Origin of the sequence: Nocardiopsis sp. JB363 (assembly GCF_900143625.1) — a bacterium.
Lineage (GTDB): Bacteria > Actinomycetota > Actinomycetes > Streptosporangiales > Streptosporangiaceae > Nocardiopsis.
This window is the reverse complement of sequence record NZ_FRFF01000135.1, coordinates 102277-123925: the sequence shown is the minus strand read 5'-3', so window position 1 is coordinate 123925 and position 21649 is coordinate 102277. Positions and strand designations below refer to the sequence as shown.

General features: G+C 67.2%; 19 protein-coding genes. 9 read left to right on the top strand and 10 right to left on the bottom strand.

The window, feature by feature from the left end; genetic code table 11:
• Complete coding sequence (locus BQ8420_RS21455; protein WP_160049382.1) at positions 1-1995, top strand: site-specific DNA-methyltransferase; 1995 nt, start codon at positions 1-3, stop codon at positions 1993-1995.
• Positions 1995-5069: a DEAD/DEAH box helicase family protein gene (locus BQ8420_RS21450; RefSeq protein ID WP_087100944.1), complete on the top strand. Its 3075-nt coding sequence runs from the start codon at positions 1995-1997 to the stop codon at positions 5067-5069. Before BQ8420_RS21455 ends, BQ8420_RS21450 begins: the two co-directional genes overlap by 1 nt.
• A 392-nt stretch (positions 5070-5461) precedes the next feature.
• Here the strand turns inward: BQ8420_RS21450 and BQ8420_RS21445 are convergent, their stop codons facing one another.
• On the bottom strand, positions 5462-5833 hold the full coding sequence (locus BQ8420_RS21445) for a hypothetical protein (RefSeq protein WP_087100943.1): 372 nt from the start codon (positions 5831-5833) through the stop codon (positions 5462-5464).
• A gap of 108 nt (positions 5834-5941) precedes the next feature.
• Entirely contained in the window at positions 5942-6520 is a 579-nt protein-coding gene (locus tag BQ8420_RS21440; protein ID WP_087100942.1) for an ATP-binding protein, read from the bottom strand.
• A 232-nt stretch (positions 6521-6752) separates the two neighbouring features.
• Between BQ8420_RS21440 and BQ8420_RS21435 the strand changes: the two genes are divergently transcribed.
• Both BQ8420_RS21435 and BQ8420_RS21430 read left to right on the top strand, forming a co-directional pair.
• Positions 6753-7619, top strand: coding sequence for a helix-turn-helix transcriptional regulator (locus BQ8420_RS21435; RefSeq protein WP_087100941.1), 867 nt, complete (start codon positions 6753-6755; stop codon positions 7617-7619).
• Complete coding sequence (locus BQ8420_RS21430; RefSeq protein WP_087100940.1) at positions 7606-7854, top strand: DUF397 domain-containing protein; 249 nt, start codon at positions 7606-7608, stop codon at positions 7852-7854. The genes BQ8420_RS21435 and BQ8420_RS21430 overlap by 14 nt, the downstream gene beginning before the upstream one ends.
• A 60-nt stretch (positions 7855-7914) precedes the next feature.
• On the opposite strand, the gene BQ8420_RS21425 is transcribed toward BQ8420_RS21430, so the two are convergent.
• The 3 genes from BQ8420_RS21425 to BQ8420_RS21415 all read right to left on the bottom strand — a co-directional run bounded on the left by BQ8420_RS21425 (position 7915) and on the right by BQ8420_RS21415 (position 12087).
• Positions 7915-9027: a glycosyltransferase family 4 protein gene (locus BQ8420_RS21425; protein WP_087100939.1), complete on the bottom strand. Its 1113-nt coding sequence runs from the start codon at positions 9025-9027 to the stop codon at positions 7915-7917.
• Positions 9024-9959, bottom strand: coding sequence for a glycosyltransferase family 2 protein (locus BQ8420_RS21420; RefSeq protein ID WP_087101014.1), 936 nt, complete (start codon positions 9957-9959; stop codon positions 9024-9026). The genes BQ8420_RS21425 and BQ8420_RS21420 overlap by 4 nt, the downstream gene beginning before the upstream one ends.
• A gap of 79 nt (positions 9960-10038) precedes the next feature.
• Entirely contained in the window at positions 10039-12087 is a 2049-nt protein-coding gene (locus BQ8420_RS21415) for a hypothetical protein (protein ID WP_087100938.1), read from the bottom strand.
• A gap of 114 nt (positions 12088-12201) precedes the next feature.
• Between BQ8420_RS21415 and BQ8420_RS21410 the strand changes: the two genes are divergently transcribed.
• Complete coding sequence (locus BQ8420_RS21410; RefSeq protein WP_087100937.1) at positions 12202-13002, top strand: TIGR03089 family protein; 801 nt, start codon at positions 12202-12204, stop codon at positions 13000-13002.
• Positions 13003-13149: 147 nt separating this feature from the next.
• Here the strand turns inward: BQ8420_RS21410 and BQ8420_RS32415 are convergent, their stop codons facing one another.
• From BQ8420_RS32415 to BQ8420_RS21400, 3 genes are all read right to left on the bottom strand, one after another.
• The gene (locus BQ8420_RS32415) at positions 13150-13302 is read right to left on the bottom strand and encodes a hypothetical protein (protein ID WP_200816034.1); all 153 of its coding nucleotides are present in this window, start codon (positions 13300-13302) and stop codon (positions 13150-13152) included.
• 207 nt (positions 13303-13509) lie between these two features.
• Positions 13510-14724 carry an amidohydrolase gene (locus BQ8420_RS21405; protein WP_087100936.1) on the bottom strand — a complete coding sequence of 405 codons (1215 nt, stop codon included), beginning with the start codon at positions 14722-14724 and terminating at the stop codon, positions 13510-13512.
• A gap of 78 nt (positions 14725-14802) precedes the next feature.
• Positions 14803-15615, bottom strand: a complete 813-nt coding sequence (locus BQ8420_RS21400; protein WP_200816040.1) for a helix-turn-helix transcriptional regulator — start codon at positions 15613-15615, stop codon at positions 14803-14805.
• A gap of 211 nt (positions 15616-15826) precedes the next feature.
• Here BQ8420_RS21400 and BQ8420_RS21395 point away from each other — a divergent pair, with 211 nt between their 5' ends.
• Entirely contained in the window at positions 15827-16294 is a 468-nt protein-coding gene (locus BQ8420_RS21395; RefSeq protein ID WP_087100934.1) for a PLD nuclease N-terminal domain-containing protein, read from the top strand.
• Between the two features lie 105 nt (positions 16295-16399).
• Positions 16400-17065 (top strand): peptidylprolyl isomerase, encoded by a 666-nt coding sequence (locus tag BQ8420_RS21390; RefSeq protein WP_087100933.1) that lies wholly within the window; start codon positions 16400-16402, stop codon positions 17063-17065.
• A 144-nt stretch (positions 17066-17209) separates the two neighbouring features.
• Here the strand turns inward: BQ8420_RS21390 and BQ8420_RS21385 are convergent, their stop codons facing one another.
• Positions 17210-18382 (bottom strand): cysteine desulfurase family protein, encoded by a 1173-nt coding sequence (locus tag BQ8420_RS21385; protein WP_087100932.1) that lies wholly within the window; start codon positions 18380-18382, stop codon positions 17210-17212.
• Between the two features lie 234 nt (positions 18383-18616).
• On the opposite strand from BQ8420_RS21385, the gene aroA reads away from it, so the two are divergent.
• Complete coding sequence (aroA, locus tag BQ8420_RS21380; RefSeq protein WP_087100931.1) at positions 18617-19945, top strand: 3-phosphoshikimate 1-carboxyvinyltransferase; 1329 nt, start codon at positions 18617-18619, stop codon at positions 19943-19945.
• On the top strand, positions 19942-20973 hold the full coding sequence (rsgA, locus tag BQ8420_RS21375) for a ribosome small subunit-dependent GTPase A (protein WP_087100930.1): 1032 nt from the start codon (positions 19942-19944) through the stop codon (positions 20971-20973). The genes aroA and rsgA overlap by 4 nt, the downstream gene beginning before the upstream one ends.
• 237 nt (positions 20974-21210) lie before the next feature.
• On the opposite strand, the gene BQ8420_RS21370 is transcribed toward rsgA, so the two are convergent.
• Entirely contained in the window at positions 21211-21561 is a 351-nt protein-coding gene (locus BQ8420_RS21370) for a helix-turn-helix domain-containing protein (RefSeq protein WP_369825526.1), read from the bottom strand.
• Between the last annotated feature and the right edge of the window lie 88 nt (positions 21562-21649).

Genomic DNA, 21649 nt, shown 5'->3' with positions numbered 1-21649 from the left:
GTGACTCTGGAATTCGAACCGGTCAGCGATCTGTCCGGCCCGGGAGAGGCCAAGTCGAACCTCGATCTTTTGGCTCGCCTGTTCCCTGACGCGATGGTCGACGGCACCGTAGACCTCGACGTACTCCGGGACTTGTTGGGCGAGGACGCTTCTTCCCCCAGCACCGAGGCCTTCGGGCTGCGCTGGCCGGGGATGGCCGAGGCCCGGCGCCTGTCGACGGTCCCCGCCACAGGAACACTTCTGCCGAAGCCAGAGGAATCCGTGGACTGGGACGCCACACGAAACATCGTGATCGAAGGTGACAACCTCGAGGTCTTGCGCCTGCTGCGCCGTGGCTACACGAACAAGGTCGACGTGATCTATATCGATCCGCCCTACAACACAGGCAACGACTTCATCTACGACGACAAGCGCACCACCACCCAGGCCGAGCACGAGACGGCAGCCGGTCAGCGAGACGAGGAGGGCGTCCTCCAAACCGGTGTGGGATCCGACCGCGCCGAGGATCGTAAGGCCGGCGCTTCCAAGCACAGTGCGTGGCTGTCGATGATGTATCCGCGCATGCTTGTCGCTCACCACCTCCTCAAGGAGACAGGTGTCATCATCGCGGCCATCGATGACACCGAACACGCACGCCTCAAACTGCTGATGGATCGAATCTTTGGCGCCGAGAACTTCGTTGCCAGCGTGACTTGGGAGGGTGGCCGCAAGAACGATGCCCACCTCCTATCACCTTCCACCGACTACATGCTGATTTACGTCAAAAATATCAGCACCCTATCGGATGTGCGATGGCGAGAGCCAAAGCCCGGACTCGAGTCAATCCTGGCCGCCGGGAAAAAAGCCTGGGAAGATTCGGGAGAAAATGAGTCCGACGCGACAAAAATAATGAAAGAATGGTGGAAAAGCCTCGATCCAAATGACCCTCGCCGGGCATCCGAACACTACAATCAGGTGGACGGCAACAGCGGCCGACCAGGAGTCGTTTACTTCCGTAGTGATCTGAGAAGCCCTAACCCCCGAGCCAACCTGTGCTACGACCTTCTCCACCCGGAGACAAAGCAACCCGTTAACATGCACCCAAACGGTTGGGCATTCGAGAAGTCACGGATGACGCAGATGCTCACAGAGGGACGTATCAGGTTCGGATCCGATGAGACAACACGTCCTACATTGAAGCGTTATCTCGACGAAACCAGCACCCAGAGCGTGCTACCAGTTTTCTACATGGACCGGAGAGCGGCATCAAAGCGACTGGATTCCCTTTTGGGAAAGGGAATATTCACCTTCCCCAAGGACGAGAGTGTAATCGCCCGTTGGGTCAATCTTGTCACGCAGTCAAAACCCGAAACCCTTGTCCTTGACTTCTTCGCGGGATCTGGGTCAACAGGCCATGCCGTTATGGACCTCAATGCTGCCGACGGTGGCAACCGCCGTTACATCCTGGTTCAGCTCGATGAGCTCATCGATCGGGACGGTTACAAGACCATCGCGGACATCACCCGCGAACGACTGCGCCGCGCTGGAGCTCAGATTGCTTCAAAACTGACCCTGGACACCGCGCACGTGGACACCGGTTTCCGCTCCTACCGCCTGGCATCCAGCAACGTAAAGCCCTGGGACGGCTCCCCAGACCAGCTCAACCTGTTCAAATCCGTCGACAACCTTGTCGAAGGCCGCACCACGAACGACCTCCTCGTCGAGATGATGCTGCGCCTGGGTGTCGATCTGACCACTCCCGTGGAAACCCGTGAGGTTGCGGGCAGCACCCTCTACAGCCTTTCAGGTGTTCTGTTCGCTTACTTCGGTACTCAGATGAACGTTGACCGGGCCAACGAGATCGCCAAGGCTTTGACTACCTGGCGCGACGAAGATCCTACGGACGTCGATACCACGGTCGTTGTTCGTGACACGGGTTTCATCGACTCCGCCGCCAAGCTCAACTTCGCTGCGGCTCTCGAACAAGCCGGGTTCACCAAATTGCGGAGCATCTGATGAAGTTCTCCTTCGATGCGGACCTCGACTACCAACGCCAGGCCATCGACGCCGTCACCGGCCTTTTCAAGGGCCAGGAGACCCTGAGCTCCCAGTTCACCGTGCACGCTCACCCCTCTGCCCGTGCGGGGATCGAGGGGATGTCCGAGCACGGTCACGGCAACATGCTGCACCTGGACCCCGAGACAATCCTGGCCAATATGCGGGAGGTACAGAACCGTACCGGCCTCGTACCGGAACCATCGCTGGACTCGATGAACTTCACCATCGAAATGGAGACCGGCACCGGTAAGACGTACGTCTATTTGCGCACCATCTACGAACTAAACCAGATCTACGGGTTCACCAAGTTCATGGTGGTGGTGCCCTCGGTGGCCATCAAGGAGGGTGTCGAAACATCCATCCGAATGCTACGAGACCACTTCGCAACCTTGTACGGCAATCCCCCGATGAACTCTTTCCAGTTCGATGGTGGCAACCCGTCCCGGGTGCGTTCGTTCGCTACCTCGCCGAGCATCGAGATCATGATCGTCACGATCGCCTCGATCAACAAACAGAGCAACAAGGTCTATCAGCCAGCCGAGGATCTCGACTTCGAGGTTCCCGCTGATCTGATTCGCGCCACGAATCCGATCATCATCGTAGACGAACCGCAGAGCGTGTACGGCGACACCGGAAGCGGCAAGAAGACGGGCGCGGGCCGGAAGGCGTTGGAAGGGTTCAACGCTCTGGCCACACTGCGCTACTCGGCGACCCATTCCAGGGACGACAAGGCCAACCTCGTCTACCGTCTGGACGCCATCGCCGCCTACGAGAAGCAGCTGGTCAAGCAGATCGAGGTCGATTCCCTGGAGACCTCCGCCAGTGGAACCATCCCTTACGTCAAGCTGCTTGATGTGAAGCGAAACCTCACGGCTCGTGTCCAAGCGGATGTCGAACAGGGCAACGAGATCAAGCGCAAGACCATCACGGTCGATACCGGGACACGCAGTAATCTCGCGGACGTGACCGGCCGTGACCTGTACAAGGACCTCACGGTAACCGCCATCAACGCGGCCTCAGGACAGGAAAGCATCTCCTTCGATACCGTCGCGCGTCCGTTGAGGGCCGGCGACAGCATCGGTGACGAGGTCAGTGTCGAAGAACGCGCGCGTCAGATGATCGCCCAGACCATCCGGCAGCATCTGCGCAAGGAGCAGGATTTCGCTCTTCACGGGCGCGAGATCAAGGTCCTCAGCCTCTTCTTCGTCGACTCCGTTGCCAAATATCGCGAATACGGACCCGACAACGAACCGCTTCCTGGCGAGTACGCGCGGATCTTCGAGGAGGAGTACACACGCATCGCCTCCGAACCAGAGTTCAACACCCTGTTGGGCGAATCCGCAGCCGAAACGGTCGCGAGACAAGCACACCAAGGGTACTTCTCCGTGGACCGCCGCAAGGGTGGCGCCGAGGTTCTGGTGGACACCAAGGAGAGCTCGGAGAAGGGGCGTCAGCAGGCCGGTCGCGCCTATGAGCAGATCATGCGGGACAAGGTCGGTCTGACCACACCAGGTACCCCGCTTCGTTTCATCTTCAGCCACTCGGCCTTGCAGGAAGGGTGGGACAACCCCAACGTCTTCCAGATCTGCGTCCTGCGGAACATGGGCACCGAGCGATGGCGGCGTCAGTCCATCGGCCGTGGCCTACGCCTGTGCGTGGACGGTTCCGGCGATCGTGTGCAGGGCTTCGACGTCAACCGCCTCACTGTGATCGCGAACGAGTCATACGAGGAGTTCGCTGACCGCCTCCAGCACGAGATGGCTGAAGACCTGGGCATCCGTTTCGGGTACATCAGCATGGAGGGCCTCTCCCGTCTACCCGTGAAAACCGAGGACGGAAGCAGCGTGCCCGTGGGTGCGGCCGCCGCAGAGGGTCTGTACCAGGCGCTGCTGCATGAGGGCTACATCGATGGCAAGGGGAAGGTTCAGGAAAGCCTGCGTCTCACTGTGCGGGCGGAAGACTCGAACCTCGAAAATCTCGTGAGTGGTGTTGTGGACTCCCCGGCCGCTGTCAATGCGGTACTCGGGTTCATCAAACGTCTGGTCCGTCCTGTCGACGTGAAGAAGGCTGGGGAACGTGTCCCCGTACCTCTCGTCAAGGAGCGGCTGGAGAGCCCGGAGTTCCAGGAACTGTGGAACCGCATTCGGCACCGCACGGAGTACCGTGTCGAAATCGACGAAGCGGATCTGCGTGCCTCGATGCTCAAGGCGCTGCGCGACATGCCCGCGGTGCCCAAGCGTCGGGGTGAATGGACCACGCACCGCGTGGAACGGATCGATCAGAGCGGGCTGGCTTCGGAGGCCTCCGAGACACGGCGCGCGGACGTCACCTACGCCGACAGTGAGAACCTGCCCGACATCCTCTCCGTTCTCTCAGATCGCACTCAGCTGACCCGTGCCACTCTCGCCCACGTACTCACGGAGTCCGGTACGCTCCCACAGTTCCGCTACAACCCGCAGGCCTACATCGATCAGGTGACCCGACTCATCAATGTCACCAAGGAGAACTTCCTGGTCGAGGGGCTGCGTTACGAACTGGTGGACGCCTCACGGCCAGATTCCGAACGCCGATACGCGCTCGCTCTGTTCAGCGAATCCGAGACCGCCGGCTATACCGGTGTTGGAGGCAACATCGTCTCCGACGCCGACGGTAACGCCATCTCCTTCGAGAAGAAGTCCGTCTATCAGTACCTGGTCGTCGATTCGAAGACTGAGAAGGACTTCGCGCTAGAGCTGCTAAAACGCTCCGAGGTCAAGGCGTTCGTCAAACTTCCAGCCTCGTTCACGATTCCCACTCCTCTGGGACGCTACAACCCCGACTGGGCGTTGACGGTGGAACGTACCGACGGAAGTCGGTACATCGTGTTCGAGACCAAGGGCGTCAGCGAGGAAGCCCTCCTTCGCCCTATGGAACAGGGCAAGATCGCCTCCGCCCGCATCCACTTCGATGCGGTGAAGGACGGCGTCGGCATCAACGATCTTGAGTACGCGGTCGTCAGCGGTATCGAGGGAGCAACAGCGGTGATGGAGTAGCGCCCAACGCTGCCGCACCACAAGTTCCTGTGGTTGGGGTGCCTCGTCGTAGCCGAGCAGCGCGGCACCCAACCCGCACCACCTCGGCCCGCTGCCCGCGTCCAAGGCGTTCAACCAGATCGCGGAAGTGTAGCCGACGCTGGTGGTCGACGGTCAGGTGGTCGGAACTTGGGTGTGAGACCAGAAAGGCCGTCGGGTACGCCACAGGCTCATACCCGCGCCGATGCCCCAAAGTGCTCGTCTCCAGGTTCGCGCATCCACACAACGGATGAGTGCGGTCCTTCGTGCGGGCCTGGAACTAAAGGAGCCGCTGCCCGTTCCACCCTCTCTTCATCTGCGAGCACACCCCGACGCCTGCCTTGGTATAACGGGCGCCGGGGGTACCGGGTCGGTCAGTGTTGGAACTGGAGGTTCCGGGGCAGTAGGCGGCTCTGGGATTGGGCCCACAGGTGGGCGAGCAGGTCATCGAAGGTTTCGGCCTCGTACATGCCCGTGGCTGAAGCGACCCAGAAGGATTGCGTGGCCTCGCCCCACCACACGAGCAAACCCCGGTGGCGGGCCTGGAGCGCGGCGGCCTGGTGGTGTTCGCGGGCGAACTCGGCGCGGTGTCCACCCAGGCGGGGCAGGGTACGGGCGCGCCTGGTGCGGCAGGTGGGGTGAGTGCAGGAGACACAAGCCGCCGGGGCGGGTTGAGTGATCGGCTGGGCCGAAGCAGCGGGTCGCGTGTCCACGGGGCGACGGGGCGCGGGGATAGGGTGGCTCATCAGATCCTCTTTTCCTTGCATATGAGCATGTGTGGGTTTTGGGGGTTCAGGGCCCGGAAGAGCGTTGGCGCGCTCTCCTGGGCCCGTCTCATGTCCGTGACATGTCGTTTAGTTGGGGTTGTTCCAGGCGCTTTCAGCCAGGTCGTAGGCCAGGTACAGCCACACGGTGCGGTACTCGACGTTGCCGTTGTCACCCCATGAGGTGGCCAGGGCATCGACCATGGCCAGCCCGCGCCCGGATTCGGCGCCCAGCCCAGCCCCCTGCCGGGTGGGGGCCAGGTGGGTGGCCCGGCCGGTACGGGTGGTGCGGGCGCGTAGTGCTCCTCGGTCGTGGCAGGTCAGGCGGAGCCCTTCCTTGTCTCGGTGAACTCGCAGGGTGTAGCTGCCGCCCGGGTATCCGGAGAGGCTGTGTTGGATCGAGTTGGTGGCCAGCTCACACCCCAGCAGAGTGAACAGGTAGCGGTAGTCGGCCGTTTCGGTGGCCGCACACGTGTCCAGGAACGCCCGAACCAGCGGCAACAGGGCGGGCAGGCCCGCGAAGTCGTAGCTGCGCGCCCGGTAGTTGGGACGCTCGGGCAAACGTGAGAAGTAGTGGCGCTGGAAGGGCCGGATGAAGCTGGCCAACGGAACCAGCGCTTCCCCTTCCACCGGGACGGGCACCACGGGTGTGAGGACGGTTTCGGGCATGACGAACACACTCCTTGACATGGCTGCACACATGAGTCGGGGGATCGTTGCCGGATGCCCGTTGGAGGAGTCTCACGGAGGCCGTGATGCGCGGAACGGGCAAGGCATAGCCTGACCAGATGAACCCTGAGTGATCCACCGATCACTGGCTACATCTCCATCATGAGGCGCGATATACAAGATGTCAACACTAATTCTCGATATACGAAAAAGTTTTGGATAGGCTTCGCTCATGAACCATCCGATCAGCCCCACCGTGCGACGACGAAGGCTCGCCCGGGAGCTCCGCCGCTTGAGAGAGGATCGCGGCCTCCAACTCTCCGCAGCCGCCAAGGAAGCTTCCGTCCCTCAGTCCACACTGAGCAACATCGAGTCCGCTGAAGCCCGCCGCATCAAGCCCCGCGACATCGATGCACTCGCTGAGCTTTATGGAGCCTCCAGCGACATACGCGCCGCCCTCCAGGAACTGGCCCGGGAGTCGAAGGAGAAGGGCTGGTGGTCCAGCTACAAGGACGTGTTCGGCGGTAACGCCCTGCCAGACTTCGAGGTTGAGGCTTCGATGATCCGCATGTACCAGTGCCAGGTCATTCCTGGCCTGCTTCAGACGCCCGACTACGCTGAAGCTGTCTTCCGTGGCGGAGGTGCCTACACAGATGAAGAAGTCAGGCGCCATGTCGACGCTCGCATCCAGCGTCAGCACGTTCTCTCCAGGCACAACCCGCTACACCTGTGGGCGGTAATCGACGAAGCAGCCTTCCACCGGCAGGTGAGCAACCCGTCTGTGATGCAGGAACAACTTCAGCACCTGGTCAACATGGCGATGCACCATAACGTGAACATCCAGGTCCTACCGTTTCAGGCTGGCATGCATGCCGCGCTATCCGGGTCGTTCTTTCTCCTGGACTTCCCTAGCGAGCCCGACCCGAGCATCGTCTACACCGAGACATCAACGGACAGCCTCTTTGTCCAAGAGAGTGCATCCGTGCAGCGATATGTAACGATCTTCTCGAACCTGAACGCAGCCGCTCATCGCCCAGCAGAGAGCATCCAGTTCCTAGAACAGAGCCTGGAGTCATACAAACAGCATGCCCACGAATGACGGTTTGACCTTCTTCAAGTCCAGCTACAGCGGCGACCGCGCGGAGTGCGTCGAAGTCGCACACATCCCCACCGGCTTCCGAAAGAGCAGCTACAGCGCCCAGGACGTCAACTGCGTCGAGGTCGCCGAGCTCCCCTGCGGCGCGGCCATCCGCGACTCCAAGCACCCCGACGCCGGGCACTTCCCCTTCCCCGCCTCCGAGTGGACCGGCTTCCTCAGAAGCGCTCTGCGGTAGTCGGCCAGAACCCCGTCTGCGGTGGGCCCTCCCCCACCGCAGGCGTCTCACCGCCGGCGTTCAGGCTCGTAGGAGACGGTCGGTGTAGTCCTTCCAGTACGGAGCCGCCTCCACCGGGCGCACGCCCGCGCGCAGCTTCTCCGGAACACCGGGCTGGTAGAACTCACCCAGGACCCGGGCCAGGTCGGCGACGTCGCCCGGCGCGCACAGGAGCCCGTCCACGCCCTCACGCACGTGGTCGGCCAGAGCACCCGCCCGGGTGGCGATCACCGGCAGACCGTGCTCGTGGGCCAGCCACACGTTCTGGCTGGCGGTGGCCGAACGGTAGGGCAACACCATGGCGTCCGCGCCCGCGAACAGCTCTGGCAACTCCTCTGCGGGCACGTAGCCCTCGCGGAAACGGACCCGGTCGGCGATCCCCAAGCCACGGGCCAGGGCGGCCAGGTCGGCCGAACCACCCCAGAACTCGCCGGCCACGGTGAGCGTGACGTCGTCCGGCACGCCCTCTTCGGCCAGGGCCCGCAGCAACACGTCTACGCCCTTGTAGGGACGCACGATCCCGAGGAAGAGCAGGTGGCGCCGCTCCCCCGGGGCCGGTTCGTGGCGGGCTCCGGTCTCGGGCAGGTGCGGGGGCATCGGCGCCACCACCGGGCGCTCACGTCCCGGGCCGAGGAGCCCCTCGGCCAGGTGGGCCTGTTCACCCGAGTGGGTGAGCACCCCGTCGACGCGGCGCAGCAGGGCGCGGACCAGGGAGACGTCCACGGACCGGCGTTCGTGCGGCAGGACGTTGTGGCAGAGCACCACCACTCGGGTCCGAGAGGCACGCGCCGACCGCACCCCGGACAGGATCCCCAGGTAGGCGGGGACCTGGACGGGCGAGAACAGGGTGAACACCACCAGGTCCTCGGTGCGGGCCAGCCGCCGACCCCTCGTGAACCAACCATCGGGCCGGTACCAGGCCAGGTCGTGCCGGGTGTCGGGGAAGGGCTCGCCCTCGGGGTCGGCGACCGTCTGTTCCCCCGGGTAGAGAGCCGCCGGATACTGGGCCAGCCAGGACTCGATCCGGGCCTGGTGTCCCTGGGCGGCCAGGCGGTGGGCGAGTTCGGTGGTGTGCCGTGCCCCACCGCCCTTGTAGGGGTGAGCGGGCCCGACGAGCGTGATCCGCCGGTTCACGAGTGCTCCCTGGAGCGCACGATGAGGTCGGCCAGCAGCGCGATGGCCACGAGGATCAACCCCGTCATGAGGATGAAGACCGTGTTGCTGGGCAGGTAGAACAGGTTCCGGGTCTGGTCGAAGACGAACTTGGCCACGCCGATGCCCAACAACCACAGCGCGGGCGGCATCAGGACCTTGAGCGGGTTGAAGTACATGACCATGCGCAACACCTGGAGGATGTACCGGTAGGCGTCGCTCACGAAGTGGAACTTGGAGACCCCGGCGCGTTTGGCGTACTCGATGGGCACGTACCTGATCTGGTGCTGGTTGGACAGGAACGCCAGCGTGAGGGTGGTGACGCAGGAGAACCCGGGCGGCAGCAGACGCAGGTAGGGGCGGGCGACGTCCTTGCGGAACACCCGAAGCCCGGAGTTGAGGTCGGGGATGCGGGTGTTGGTGAGGCGTTCGGCGGTCTTGCGAATCATCCACTTGGCGGGGACCCGAAGCGCCTTGTGGGTGCCCATTTCCTGGGTACGCGCACCGACGACCTGGTCGATCTCGGGGTCGGCTTCGAGCATGGCGACCAGTTCGGGGATGCGCTCATTGGGGTAGGTCATGTCGGCATCGGTCCACACCACGAACTCGCCCCGGGCCCGCATGCTGCCGATCCGTCTGACGGTGCCCGCCCCTCCGTTGTGGCCGAAGGCCACCACCCTCATACACGGGAAGAGGTGCTCGACCTCGCGCAGACGGTCCAGGGTGCCATCGCGTGAGGCGTCGTCCACGGCGAGCAGTTCGTAGCCGTACCCGGAGGTGTCCATGGCCGAGCAGATCCGCTTGACCTCGTCGACGACGTGGTCCTCCTCGTTGTAACAGGGCAGGACGATGGTGACCCGGACGGGAGGTTCGTCGGCGCGCTCGCGCGGTTGTTCGGTGTCGGCGTGACTCATGGTGTTCTTCTCGACGGAGCGGGTTTGTCGGAGTGGCGAACGGCGGTTCGGGGGCACCGCCGTGGAGGACCGGAAGGTCTCATTCGGGGGGCGATGGGACGACCGTCCAGACGCTGCCGTGGAAGTCCCAGGAACCGGTGGGAGGTTTCATGAGCGTACTCGGGTCCATGTCGGCGATGACGTGGAACTCGCGTTCGGCCTCCTCGGCGTCGTCGGTGGTCTCCTCCAGCACGTGCCACTCCGGTGCGGCGAGCACGGGGGTGCGGTCCCGTTCGTACACGGCGGCCACCACCCGGTCGACCGATTCCTCGTCCGGTTGATCCATCGACGCCGTGGGCGCCCCGCACACGTTGCGGATCAGCGGCATATAGGCGCCCGCCATCCCCGAGTCCACCACGATGACCGAGGCGTCCTCCGGTAGCGACGCGCACAGGCGTTCGGTCGCCGCGACCGTTCCGACGTCCTGCCGGTACCCCATGATCCCGGCCGCGGAGGTGACCAGGGTGGGGCCGAGCAGGGCGACGGCCGCCCCGGCGGCCACCACCGTCGGGAGTGAGCGGACGAGCGGGCCACCGCGACCGTGTCGGACGGACCGTTCGCAGTAGCGGGTGAGCCAGGCCAGGAACCACACCGCGAACAGGATGAACGCCGGGATGACCAGCACGATCAGTCGACGGCTGGCCCAGGGATGGTCCGGTGTGATGGCGGGACGCAGCAGGATCGTGGCGACCGTCCACACGAGCAGCATCGCGGGCAACAGCCACTGCGGGTCTCGGCGCTGCGCGAGCCGGCGCAGGACCAGGGCGACCCCCAGGACCGCGAACAGCACGGTGCCCAGACCCACGTACCAACCCACCCAGTACAGGCTCATGTCGTAGTAGGTGCGGCTGCCCTCGATCGGCAGTCCCTCCGTCTGCTGGACCGCGGCGACCCATTGGTCGGTGAAGTCGCTGCCGTGTCCGTAGTCCGGCCACAGCCACGGCCGGATCGCGAAACCCGCCATGACGAGGATCGCGAGCAGGCCGACCGCGTTCGGCAGCCACCGCACCCGTTCGGTGTGCGGCAACCCGTAGCGCCAGAGCGCGGCCGTGAGAACGACGGTGAGGAAGATGACGGCGAAGCCGATGAGGAGCAGCGGGTTCATCGAGTCCGCCAGGTACTCCAGGTAGGGCAGGGAGTAGCCGTACCCGGCGACCAGGCCGTAGCCGACACCCACGACGAGTCCGCCGAGCAGGGGCAGGGCCTGGCCGCGCCGGGCGACGAGGAACACTCCGACGAAGCCGATCACCGGCAGCAGGTCGCGGATGGCGTCGATGCGCACCAGCACCCCGAGACCGAGCACCACCCCGGCGATGGCGGCCAGGGTGTGCCCCGTGCTCCAACCACCGGTGAGGGACCGTCTTCGACTCAGGGCGTCGAACGCGATGACGAGCCCGCCGAGAAGCAGGATCTGGGCGAGCGGCTCGCTGTAGGTGAACCTGCTCACCCACTGTTGGGGCAGGCAGATCGCCAGGACCAGCGCGGCCAAGGGCGCCCAGCGCGCCCCGACCAGACGGGCGGTGAGCCCCGCGAAGGTGAGGACGCCGAGCGCGCCGAGGATCGGGGTGGTGACGAGCATGCCGTCGAGCCCGCCCAGCCAGTAGCCGATCGACAGCACCAGGGGGGCGCCCGCCATGAACTGCGGCCAGATGACGTCGTCGCGTTCGTAGTGGGCCAGGCTCTGGTAGCCGAGCGCCGGGTCGTCACCGGCGATGAGTTCGCGCTGCTGCGGGATGGGCAGGAACCCGTTCTCCGCGATCCACGACGTGTACATGGCGTAGGAGGCGGGGTCGCGGCGGATGACCAGGGCCTCGGCGTGGTAGGCGATCTGGACCACGGCGAAGGCGACCGTGATGAGCAGTACCGCCACCACCGGCCACCAGGAGGGATGGTCCTCGTCGAGGTCGGGGATCAGGCGGGGTGACAGCGCGCAGGCCACCAGAACCGCGGGTGCTCCCAGCAGGAGCCCGAGCAGTGGGGTGAACCAGCCCGCGACCAGCAGAGGGAAGGCGACGAGGAGCCAGGCCGAGAGGGCGATCGCGGGGAGCGCGGTCACACGGGCGAGGAACCGTCCGGGAAGCAAGCGCATGGGGCAACTCTGGCAGTTTCCGCACGGGTACGCACACCGTGTCATCCTCGCGACGGGACCGTGACATGGGACGCGGTCGCCGTCCGCTCCCCCGAGGCTCCTACCATGAGGGCCATGTCCGACTCTCCCGCGCCGCTGTGGCGCGCTCTCGTCTCAACCGACCCCGGCCGCCCGTTCGTGACCTCCTACGACGACCTCGGGGACCGGGTGGAGTTGTCCCGGGCCACCCTGGACAACTGGGTCTCCAAGACCTCGAACATGCTGGTGGACGGCTTCGGAACCCAGCCGGGCGACCGGGTCGCGGTGGCGCTGCCACCGCACTGGCAGTCGTTGGCGTGGCTGCTGTCCTGCTGGTCGGTGGGCGCGGCGGTGGTACTGGACGGCTCGGGCGGCGTGGCCCGCGACACCGAGGTCGCGGTGGCCGACCCCGACCGGCTGACGGAGGCCCAGGACGGAGGCGCCGAGGAGGTCGTGGGCACCTCCCTCGACTCGTTGGGCATGCCGCTCAAGGAGGTGCCGGCGATGGTCACCGACTACACGGTGGAGGTGCGCGGACACGGCGACCACTTCCAGTCCTATCCGGTGGACGCCGGAGAGATCGCGCTGGAGGTGGGCGAGCGTACGCTGACCGGCGCCGAGGTGGTGGCGGCGGGTCGGGCCCGGGCCGAGGCCTGGGGGCTGGCCGAGGGCGACCGGCTGGCCGTGGTGGTCGCCTCCGACGCCCCGTTGACTGCCCTGGGCGAGGACCTGTCGGTACTCACCGCCGCGGTCGTCTCCGGCGTTCCGCTGGTGTTGACCCCCGCCCCGAGCGCGGGTGATGAGGAGCGGTTCCTCAAGCGGTTGGCGACCGAGCGGGTGAGCGTCGTGTACGGGCCGGCTCCCGAGGGCGAAGCGACCTTCCGACGGGTCGACTGAGCGGGCGGATTCCGTCGGGTCCGGGCGGGCGCCCGGACCCGCCCTCGACCTTCGTCATGGGGGCGGGGATCCTCGTCATGGCGGTCCGCGCCCTACGACGGGGGCCGAGTCGACCCGGTGACGACGGTGCGCGGACCACGGTCCGGATCATCGCGGTCGTGGGTCACGACTCTCGGCGCGTTCGCGTTCGCGTTTCCGCCGTCCTTCGGTGGCTTCACCGGCCAGTCGCTCCTCGCGTGCGATCCGCTCCATCTCGGCGCGGTACCGGTCGGCGGCCTGAGCGCTGTGATCGGGGTGCATGGGGGCCTCCGGGGGTTCACCGGCCGGGAGTCGTTCCCCCGGCTGATCCCAGACTCGGTCTAAGGGCCCCTGCGGCACATCGGAAGACCTCACCGAACAGCGACGCCGCGGCCCCCTTAGACGGGTCGGCCGCGGCGTGGCGGGTACCTCAGATGCCCCTCACCCCGCCTTAGGGGAGGGGACGGAGGACGCGGATGGCGCCGGTGCTCAGGACTCCCGGTAGTAGGGGTCCAGGGCGGTGCCCTCGCGGCGCTCCTGGTCGTAGGTGTACACCTCACGGCCGCCGACGAACACGCGCAGGGCGCGGCTCATGATGTCGAGCGGGTCGCCGGACCAGAGCACCACGTCGGCGTCCAGGCCGGGCTTGAGGGAACCCACACGGTCGTCCAAGCCCATGATCTCGGCCGGGTTGACGGTGATCGCACGGATCGCGGAGTCGCGGTCCATGCCCTCCTTCACGCACAGGATCGCCTGGTAGACGAGGAACTCCACGGGGATGACCGGGGCGTCGGTGGTGAGGGCGACCTTGACGCCGGCGCGGTCCAGGATGCCGGGGTTGGCCAGGGTCCGGTTACCGACCTCCACCTTGGAACGGGCGGTCATCAGCGGGCCGGTGATGACGGGGATCTCGCGCGCGGCGATCTCGTCGGCCAACAGGTGGCCCTCGGTGCAGTGGTTGATGATGAGCCGGTAGCCGAACTCGTCGGCCAGGCGGATCGCGGTGTGCATGTCGTCGGCGCGGTGCACGTGCTGGCACCAGGGCACCTCGCCGTCCAGCACCTGGACGAGGGTCTCCAGGGTGTTGTCACGATCGAAGGGCTTGCCCTCCTCGGCGGCGTGATCCCGTTTGGCCTTGTAGTCCTGGGCCTTGGTGAAGGCGTCGCGGATGACCGCGGCCACGCCCTGACGGGTGGAGGGGAGCGTGTCCTTGTTGCCGTAGACGCGCTTCGGGTTCTCTCCCAGGGCGCTCTTGACGCTGGCGGGTTCCTTGAGCAGACGGTCCTCGACGCTGCGGCCCCACATCTTGATGGCGACGGTACGGCCACCGATGGGGTTGCCCGAACCGGGCTTGATCACGGAGCTGGTGACGCCACCCGACAGCGCGTCGACGAAGCCCTGGTCTGCGGGGTTGATGGCGTCGAGCGCACGCATGCGGGCGCCGTTGGGGTCGGTCATCTCGTTGGTGTCGTCACCGGCCCAGCCGATGGTCTCCTCGTGGATGCCCACGTGCCCGTGGGCCTCGACGAAGCCGGGTAGGACCCACCCGCCCGCGGCGTCGACGACCTCGGCGCCCTCGGGGACGGCGACCTCGTCCGCCGTCCCCACTGCGGTGATGCGGCCGTCGGAGATCAGGACCGTCCCGCCCTCGATGGGGTCTCCTACGACGGGCACGACGTATCCGGAAGTGATAGCGATATCCATGGCGGGCAACCTAGCTCATGCGCAGGTGCGCTCCCAAGACTTTTCCGGAACCGATCATCCAACGACCCGGTCTTCGGGTCACCCCTCGGGCCAGCGCGCGGTGAGGAGTTCGGAACCGGGGGCGAGTTCCACGCTCGCCTCCTCGATGGATTCGCGCACCTTCCGGCAGTGTCCGACGTCCTCGCTGTCCCCGGTGAGATCGCCGCCCTGGGCGGCGAACGCGTACACCATGCTGGGGCGGTCGGCGAACTCCATGATCCGGAACGCGCCACCCAGACCCGGGTGGTACGGGGTGTCCTCGGGGATGGTCGCGAGATCGACGATGCCCGCTTCGACGAGGTCGGCGAGGAAATCGCGCTGGGCGTTGAGGACCGTGGCCCCGCCCTGGGGCCGGCGCAGCACCGACTCATTGATGACCACCCGCAGCGCCGGACCTTCGGGTCCGGTCATCGCCGCGCGGTACGCCATCTCCTCCTCCACCATGGCCTCGATCTCCTCGGGTTCCATGTGGGAATGCCGCGGCCCCAGCACCGCCCGCGAGTACTCACGGGTGCGCAGGAAGACCGGAACGGTCATGGGCTGGTGCTCCCACAACCGGGCGGCGTGGGTGCCGAGTTCTCGCATGTCGCCGAACTCGTTGGGGAAGGCCTCCGCCTGCAACGTGATGGCCCAGGCGTCGAGCAACTGGTGCTCGGTACCCAGAGCGGTGTCGACCCGTTCGACCAGGGAACGGGCCGGTCTGCAGTGCGCGTCCTCCACCTCACGGAGCTTGTCGTCGGTGACACCGACACTCTTGGCGAGATCACTGCGTGAAAGCCCTCGGTCGGAGCGGGCACGCAGGATCCGAGCCCCGAAGGGGAGCCACATCGCCGACGGCAACGCCGATTTCATGCCCATGACCTCTCCCGATTCTGCCGACGCCCCTGGGGGACTGGAGTGACATACCCTCGATGCGACGCCCCAGCCCCCGGACTTCGACCTTCTCTTGCCCCCCGGTGGCTGGTCAAGCGACCTGGCGGGTGCGGCCATCCGTGATAAGTCAGCACAAAGTCCGCCATGTCGTTCTTCCCCTGTCGAGTGTTTCCCCCGATTGGAAGGTCCGTTGGTCTACCTCGCCCTCTTCGCCGCACTCTTTTCCTTGGCGTTCTGGGTCTACGTGCTCTTCGACGTCATCGGATCCGACGCGGAGGAGATCCGCCTTCTACCCAAGACCGCTTGGGCGATGATCGTCCTGCTGCTGCCGAAGATCGGTGCCGCGGCGTGGTTCCTGCTCGGTCGTCCGCGACGCCGTCCCGAACTCGCCGAGGGCCCGGTGGGTCCTCCTTCGCCCTTCCCCGAGTACGAACACCCGGGGCGGGCACGCGCTTCCACCTCCGAGGAAGACGAGGCGTTCCTGCGGCAGTGCCGCGAACGCGCCGAGGAGCAGCGCGTCCGGGCCAGGGAGTTCCAGGCCCGAGAGGAACGCGAACGCCTCGAACGGCAGCGACGAGAGCAACGGGAACAGCGCCCGGAAGGCCGTGAGCAGGGCGAGCGCGACGCCGACGAGGACCCGACGGGGTCTCCGTCCTGAGCTTCGTGGGGTTTCGGTCGAGTGCGTCCCGGACGTCGGAGCCGTCCCGATTCGCAGTACGCTGAATGCCGCCCCGCCGCGAACCTGATCCCCGGATGTGAACCGATGAACCGCTTGACCCTGCCGGTATCGATCCTCGCCTGCACCGCCTTGTTCGCCACGGCGGCGTGTCAGTCCGAGGAGGCCGCGCCCGAGCCCGACTCCCCCTCCCCCGACGCCTCGGAGGAGTCCCCGTTGCCCGCCGAGGTGGACATCACCGGTGTGGAGGGCGCGACCCTGCACACCAGCGAGGGCGACATCGAACTGGAACTGCTGCCCGACGACGCCCCCATCACCGTCTCCAACTTCGTCGGCCTGGCCGAGGGCGGCCTCGCGACGAACCCGGAGACGGGCGCGGAGGAGTTCTACGACGAGACGGTATTCCACCGGATCATCCCGGACTTCATGGTCCAGGGCGGCGACCCGGAGGGCACCGGCCGTGGCGGCCCCGGTTACCAGTTCCCCGACGAGTTCGACTCCGGGCTGTCCTTCGACGAGCCGGGCATGCTGGCCATGGCCAACTCGGGTCCGGCCACCAACGGCTCCCAGTTCTTCCTCACGGTCGAGCCGACCCCGCACCTGGACAACATGCACACCATCTTCGGAAAGGTCGCCGACGAGGAGTCGATGGAGATCGTGGACGCGATCTCCGCGGTGGAGACCGACGCCAACGACAAGCCGACCAGCGACATCGTGCTGGAGTCCGTCACCATCAACCGCGCCGACGACTGACCGGACGGCGAACATCCGGCGACGTCCGGCGACGTCCGGCGAAGATTCGACGAACGGCGAGGGGTGGAAGGACAGGGTCCTTCCATCCCTCTTCGCGTACGTGGTCCCGTGCCGGCGGGCCTGTGCCCGCCCGTCGGGTCCGGGTCAGCGGCGACGTTTGGCGCGGGCGGCGCGGGCGCGTTCGACCGCGGGGCCGATCTCCGCCACCAGACGCTTCACGTCCCCCATCGTGGAGGTACGGCCCAGGGACAGACGCAGGCTGCTCAACGCCACCTCGGTGTCGACCCCGGTGGCCAGCAGCACATGGCTGGGTTGAGCGACCCCGGCGGAACAGGCCGAACCCGTCGAGCAGGAGACACCGCGGGCGTCGAGGAGCATCAGCAAGGCGTCGCCCTCGCATCCGGGGAAGGACAGGTGGGCGATACCCGGCAACCGCCGGTCGGGGTCGCCGTTGACCACCACGTCCGGCACGGCCTCTCGGACCCCGGCCTCCAGCTCGTCGCGCAACGACGCCAGGTGTTCGGCGTGCTCTTCGCGTTCGGCCACCGCCAGACCCACCGCGGTGGCCAGGCCACGGGTGAGCGGTGTCGGCAGGGTGCCGGAGCGGATGTCGCGTTCCTGACCGCCGCCGTGCAGCACCGGCACCGGGGCCAGTCCACGCGCAACGACCAGGGCGCCGGCCCCCACGGGTCCACCGAGTTTGTGGCCGCTCAGGGTCAGCGCGCTCACCCCGCTGTCGGCGAAGTCCACGTCCTGCACCCCCACGGCCTGGACCGCGTCGGTGTGGAAGGGGACGCCGAACTCGGCGGCGACCGCGGCCAGTTCCCGCACCGGTTGTAAGGTGCCGATCTCGTTGTTGGCCCACATCACCGACACCACGGCCACCGAGTCGGGGTCGCGTTCGATGGCGTCGCGCAGGACCCGCGGGGTCACGCGGCCGACCGCGTCCACCGGGAGTTCCTCGTACACGGCACCCTGGTGGTCGGCCATCCACCGGGCGGGGTCGAGGGCGGCGTGGTGCTCCACGGCGCTGACCAGGATCCGGGTGCGTGCGGGGGCCTCGGCGTTGCGGGCCCAGTACAGGCCCTTGATGGCGATGTTGTTCGACTCCGTGCCGCCCGCGGTGAAGACGACCTCGTGCGGGGTGGCGCCGACCGCGGCGGCGATCGACTCGCGCGCCTCCTCGACGGTCCGGCGGGCGGCACGGCCGTGTCCGTGCAGGGAGGACGGGTTGCCGAGGGCACCGAGCTGCGCCGCCATCTCGGCGATCACCTCGGGGCGGACCTCGGTCGTGGCTGCGTGATCCAGATACACCATGGCGGAATCCAGGATACGTCGGACGTTCCGTCCTCTCGGCCATGGCCGGGCACGAACCCCGATCGTCCACGGGCGCGGAGTCACCTCTGGTCCTCCACCCCCGCGCCGTCCTACCGGGGATATCGGGGGAATCTCCCTCACCGCCGGCTTCGCGCCGCCCACCCACCGCCCCGGTCGTCCACAGGCGCGGCACGCGATCCTCCAGGTCGGGGTCCGGACCGATAACCTTGGGTCATGCCTGATTCCGCGTCCACGCCGTCCCACCGGAACGACACTCCCACCGGGGAGCACTGGCCCGCGCCCACCGCGGGCGCCCCGGTGCACGCCCGGATCCGCCTGCCCGGGTCCAAGTCCATCACCAACCGGGCCCTGGTCATCGCGGCCCTCTCGGAGGGGCCGTGCCTGGTACGGCATCCCCTGGTGAGCCGGGACAGCGAACTCATGGTGGGCGCGCTGCGGGCGTTGGGGGTCACGGTCACCGAAGTGCCCTCAGGCGACCCGGACGCCCCGGATCTGTCCATCACACCCGCTCCGCTGCGCGGCCCGGCCACCGTGGACGTGGGCAACGCGGGCACCGTCATGCGCTTCGTTCCGCCCTTGGCCGCGCTGGCGTCGGGGGACGTGCGTTTCGACGGTGACCCACGGGCTCGTGAACGGCCGGTGGGCGAGCTCCTCGGCGCCCTTCGCGCACTGGGCGCCGACATCGACGACGCGGGCCGCGGCGCGTTCCCGCTGACCATCCACGGCACCGGCTCGGTGCGCGGTGGCGAGGTCGTCCTCGACGCCTCGGGTTCCTCCCAGTTCGTGTCGGCGCTGCTGCTCAGCGGCGCCCGCTTCACCGAGGGGGTGCACCTGCGCCACCAGGGCCCGCCCGTTCCCTCGCAGCCGCACCTGGACATGACGGTGGAGATGCTGCGCGCCGCCGGGGCCGAGATCACCACCGGGGAGAACTCCTGGAAGGTGGAGCCCGGTCCGCTGCGCGCCACCGAGATCACCGTCGACCCGGACCTGTCCAACGCCGCCCCCTTCCTCGCCGCCGCCCTGGTCTCCAAGGGCGAGGTGACCGTCGAGGGGTGGCCGGAGCACACCACCCAGGCCGGTGACGCCCTGCGCGGGTTGCTCACCCGGATGGGCGGCGAAGTCTCCCGCACCGCCGAGGGCGGCCTGACCGTGCGTGGAACCGGGGCGATCCACGGCATCACCGCGGACCTGCACGACGTCGGCGAGCTCACGCCCACCATCGCCGTGATCGCGGCCCTGGCCGACTCCCCGTCCCGGCTGACCGGCATCGCCCACCTGCGCCGGCACGAGACCGACCGCATCGCCGCCCTGGCCACCGAGATCAACAAGCTCGGCGGGGACGTCGAGGAACTGCCCGACGGCCTGGTGATCCGGCCACGCCCACTGCACGGCGGGGTGTTCCACTCCTACGACGACCACCGGATGGCCACGTCCGGTGCGGTGATCGGGCTCGCGGTGCCCGGAGTGGAGGTGGAGAACATCGCCACCACCCGCAAGACCATTCCCGACTTCCCGGGCCTGTGGTCGGAGGTCCTCTCGTGAGTCGCACGCGGGGCGGGGGACGTCATCTCGACGAGGACGACATCCGGGTGCGTGCCCGAGGCGGTTCCAAGCCGCGCACCCGCACGCGACCCAAACACGAGAACGCCCGTGAGGGGATGGTCACCGCGGTGGACCGGGGCCGGTACCGCTGTCTGGTGGATCGGGTCCCCGTGGTGGCGATGAAGGCACGCGAGCTGGGCCGCGGTTCCATCGTGGTCGGCGACAGGGTGGACGTGGTCGGCGACCTGTCCGGCAGACCCGACACCCTGGCCCGGGTGGTCAGGGTGCGCGAACGCGAGTCCGTGCTCAGACGCACCGCCGACGACACCGACCCGGTGGAGCGGGTCATCGTGGCCAACGCCGACCAGCTCGCCATCGTGTGCGCGCTGGCCGACCCCACGCCGCAACCGCGTTTCGTGGACCGGTGTCTGGTGGCCGCCTACGACGCCGGGCTGGAACCACTGCTGTGCCTGACCAAGGCCGACCTGGCCTCCCCCGACGACATGCTCGGCGTCTACGAACCTCTCGGTCTGCCCTACGAGGTGCTGGGTCCGGACCAGGACCTGGACGGCCTCCGCGCCCGGCTGGCGGGGAGGACCACCGTGTTCGTGGGTTCCTCCGGGGTGGGCAAGTCCACACTGGTCAACCGGCTGGTCCCGAGCGCGGATCGGGCCGTCGGGCACGTCAACGCGGTCACCGGACGCGGTCGGCACACGTCCACGTCGGCCTCGGCCCTGGAGTTCGAGGGCGGCTGGCTGATCGACACCCCGGGGGTGCGCAGCTTCGGGTTGGCGCACATCGACCCCGAAGAGATCGTCGCGGGTTTCCACGACCTCGACGCGTTCGCCGTCGACTGCCCACCGGAGTGCACGCACCAGGAGGACGCACCCGGCTGCGCCATCACCGCGGCCTTGGCGCGCGACGAGATCGACCCGGACCGGGTGGCCTCGTTGCGCAGGCTGTTGAGCAGCCGCGAGGGCGAGGACGACACCGAGCCCACCGCCGCATCGCCCGAACCGCTCCCCTGACCGATCGGCCGCGGGACACGCACCTCCCCTGGTCGGGTCCCGGGGCCCGCGCACTCCTCGGAACAGTCGGGGCGAACCCCGAGGCCGGACCCGCGGTCGCCCAGCGGTCGCCCAGCAGGAGCACATCGTCTTCCGTGCCTCGACCACCGCGTGGACCCGGTCCGGACACACCACCCGCGTCGAATCCGTGGCGTGGCTTCGGTGTCGAGGTCGAGGTCAGGGTCGGCCCAGGGCGGGTCAGTGGGCGGAGGTCTCCGGGGCTTCGCCCAAGACGTGTTCGCGTCCCCAGGCACCCAGCGGTTCCAGGGCCCGATTCAGACTCCGACCCAGGTCCGTGAGGGAGTACTCGACCTTGGGCGGGACCTCGGCGAAGTCCGTGCGCAGCACGATGCCGTCCGTCTCCAGCTCACGCAGGTGGGCGGCGAGCACCTTCTCCGTGACCCCCGGAAGCATCCGGCGCAGTTCGCCGAAGCGGCGCGGTTCCTCCTCCAGCGCCCACAGGATCAGCACCTTCCACTTGCCGCCCACCACGTCCATGGCCGCGTCGATACCGCAGTGGTAGGCGTTCTCCCCTCGCCTGGTCACCACGTCCCCACCTCTCCGACCTGTTGGAGGAACGCCTGGCCCAAGGGTTCGCCGATGAGGACGGCACCGGCGCCCTGGAACTGCTGGTCCA

Excerpts from the sequence above, each read along its gene's own strand:
- BQ8420_RS21445 (WP_087100943.1), bottom strand. The coding sequence starts at position 5,833 with ATGAGCCACCCTATCCCCGCGCCCCGTCGCCCCGTGGACACGCGACCC.
- aroA (WP_087100931.1), top strand. The coding sequence starts at position 18,617 with ATGCCTGATTCCGCGTCCACGCCGTCCCACCGGAACGACACTCCCACC.
- BQ8420_RS21435 (WP_087100941.1), top strand. The coding sequence starts at position 6,753 with ATGAACCATCCGATCAGCCCCACCGTGCGACGACGAAGGCTCGCCCGG.
- BQ8420_RS21385 (WP_087100932.1), bottom strand. The coding sequence starts at position 18,382 with ATGGTGTATCTGGATCACGCAGCCACGACCGAGGTCCGCCCCGAGGTG.
- BQ8420_RS21420 (WP_087101014.1), bottom strand. The coding sequence starts at position 9,959 with ATGAGTCACGCCGACACCGAACAACCGCGCGAGCGCGCCGACGAACCT.
- BQ8420_RS21400 (WP_200816040.1), bottom strand. The coding sequence starts at position 15,615 with ATGAAATCGGCGTTGCCGTCGGCGATGTGGCTCCCCTTCGGGGCTCGG.
- BQ8420_RS21450 (WP_087100944.1), top strand. The coding sequence starts at position 1,995 with ATGAAGTTCTCCTTCGATGCGGACCTCGACTACCAACGCCAGGCCATC.
- BQ8420_RS21415 (WP_087100938.1), bottom strand. The coding sequence starts at position 12,087 with ATGCGCTTGCTTCCCGGACGGTTCCTCGCCCGTGTGACCGCGCTCCCC.
- BQ8420_RS21440 (WP_087100942.1), bottom strand. The coding sequence starts at position 6,520 with ATGCCCGAAACCGTCCTCACACCCGTGGTGCCCGTCCCGGTGGAAGGG.
- BQ8420_RS21405 (WP_087100936.1), bottom strand. The coding sequence starts at position 14,724 with ATGGATATCGCTATCACTTCCGGATACGTCGTGCCCGTCGTAGGAGAC.
- BQ8420_RS32415 (WP_200816034.1), bottom strand. The coding sequence starts at position 13,302 with ATGCACCCCGATCACAGCGCTCAGGCCGCCGACCGGTACCGCGCCGAG.
- BQ8420_RS21430 (WP_087100940.1), top strand. The coding sequence starts at position 7,606 with ATGCCCACGAATGACGGTTTGACCTTCTTCAAGTCCAGCTACAGCGGC.
- BQ8420_RS21410 (WP_087100937.1), top strand. The coding sequence starts at position 12,202 with ATGTCCGACTCTCCCGCGCCGCTGTGGCGCGCTCTCGTCTCAACCGAC.
- BQ8420_RS21390 (WP_087100933.1), top strand. The coding sequence starts at position 16,400 with ATGAACCGCTTGACCCTGCCGGTATCGATCCTCGCCTGCACCGCCTTG.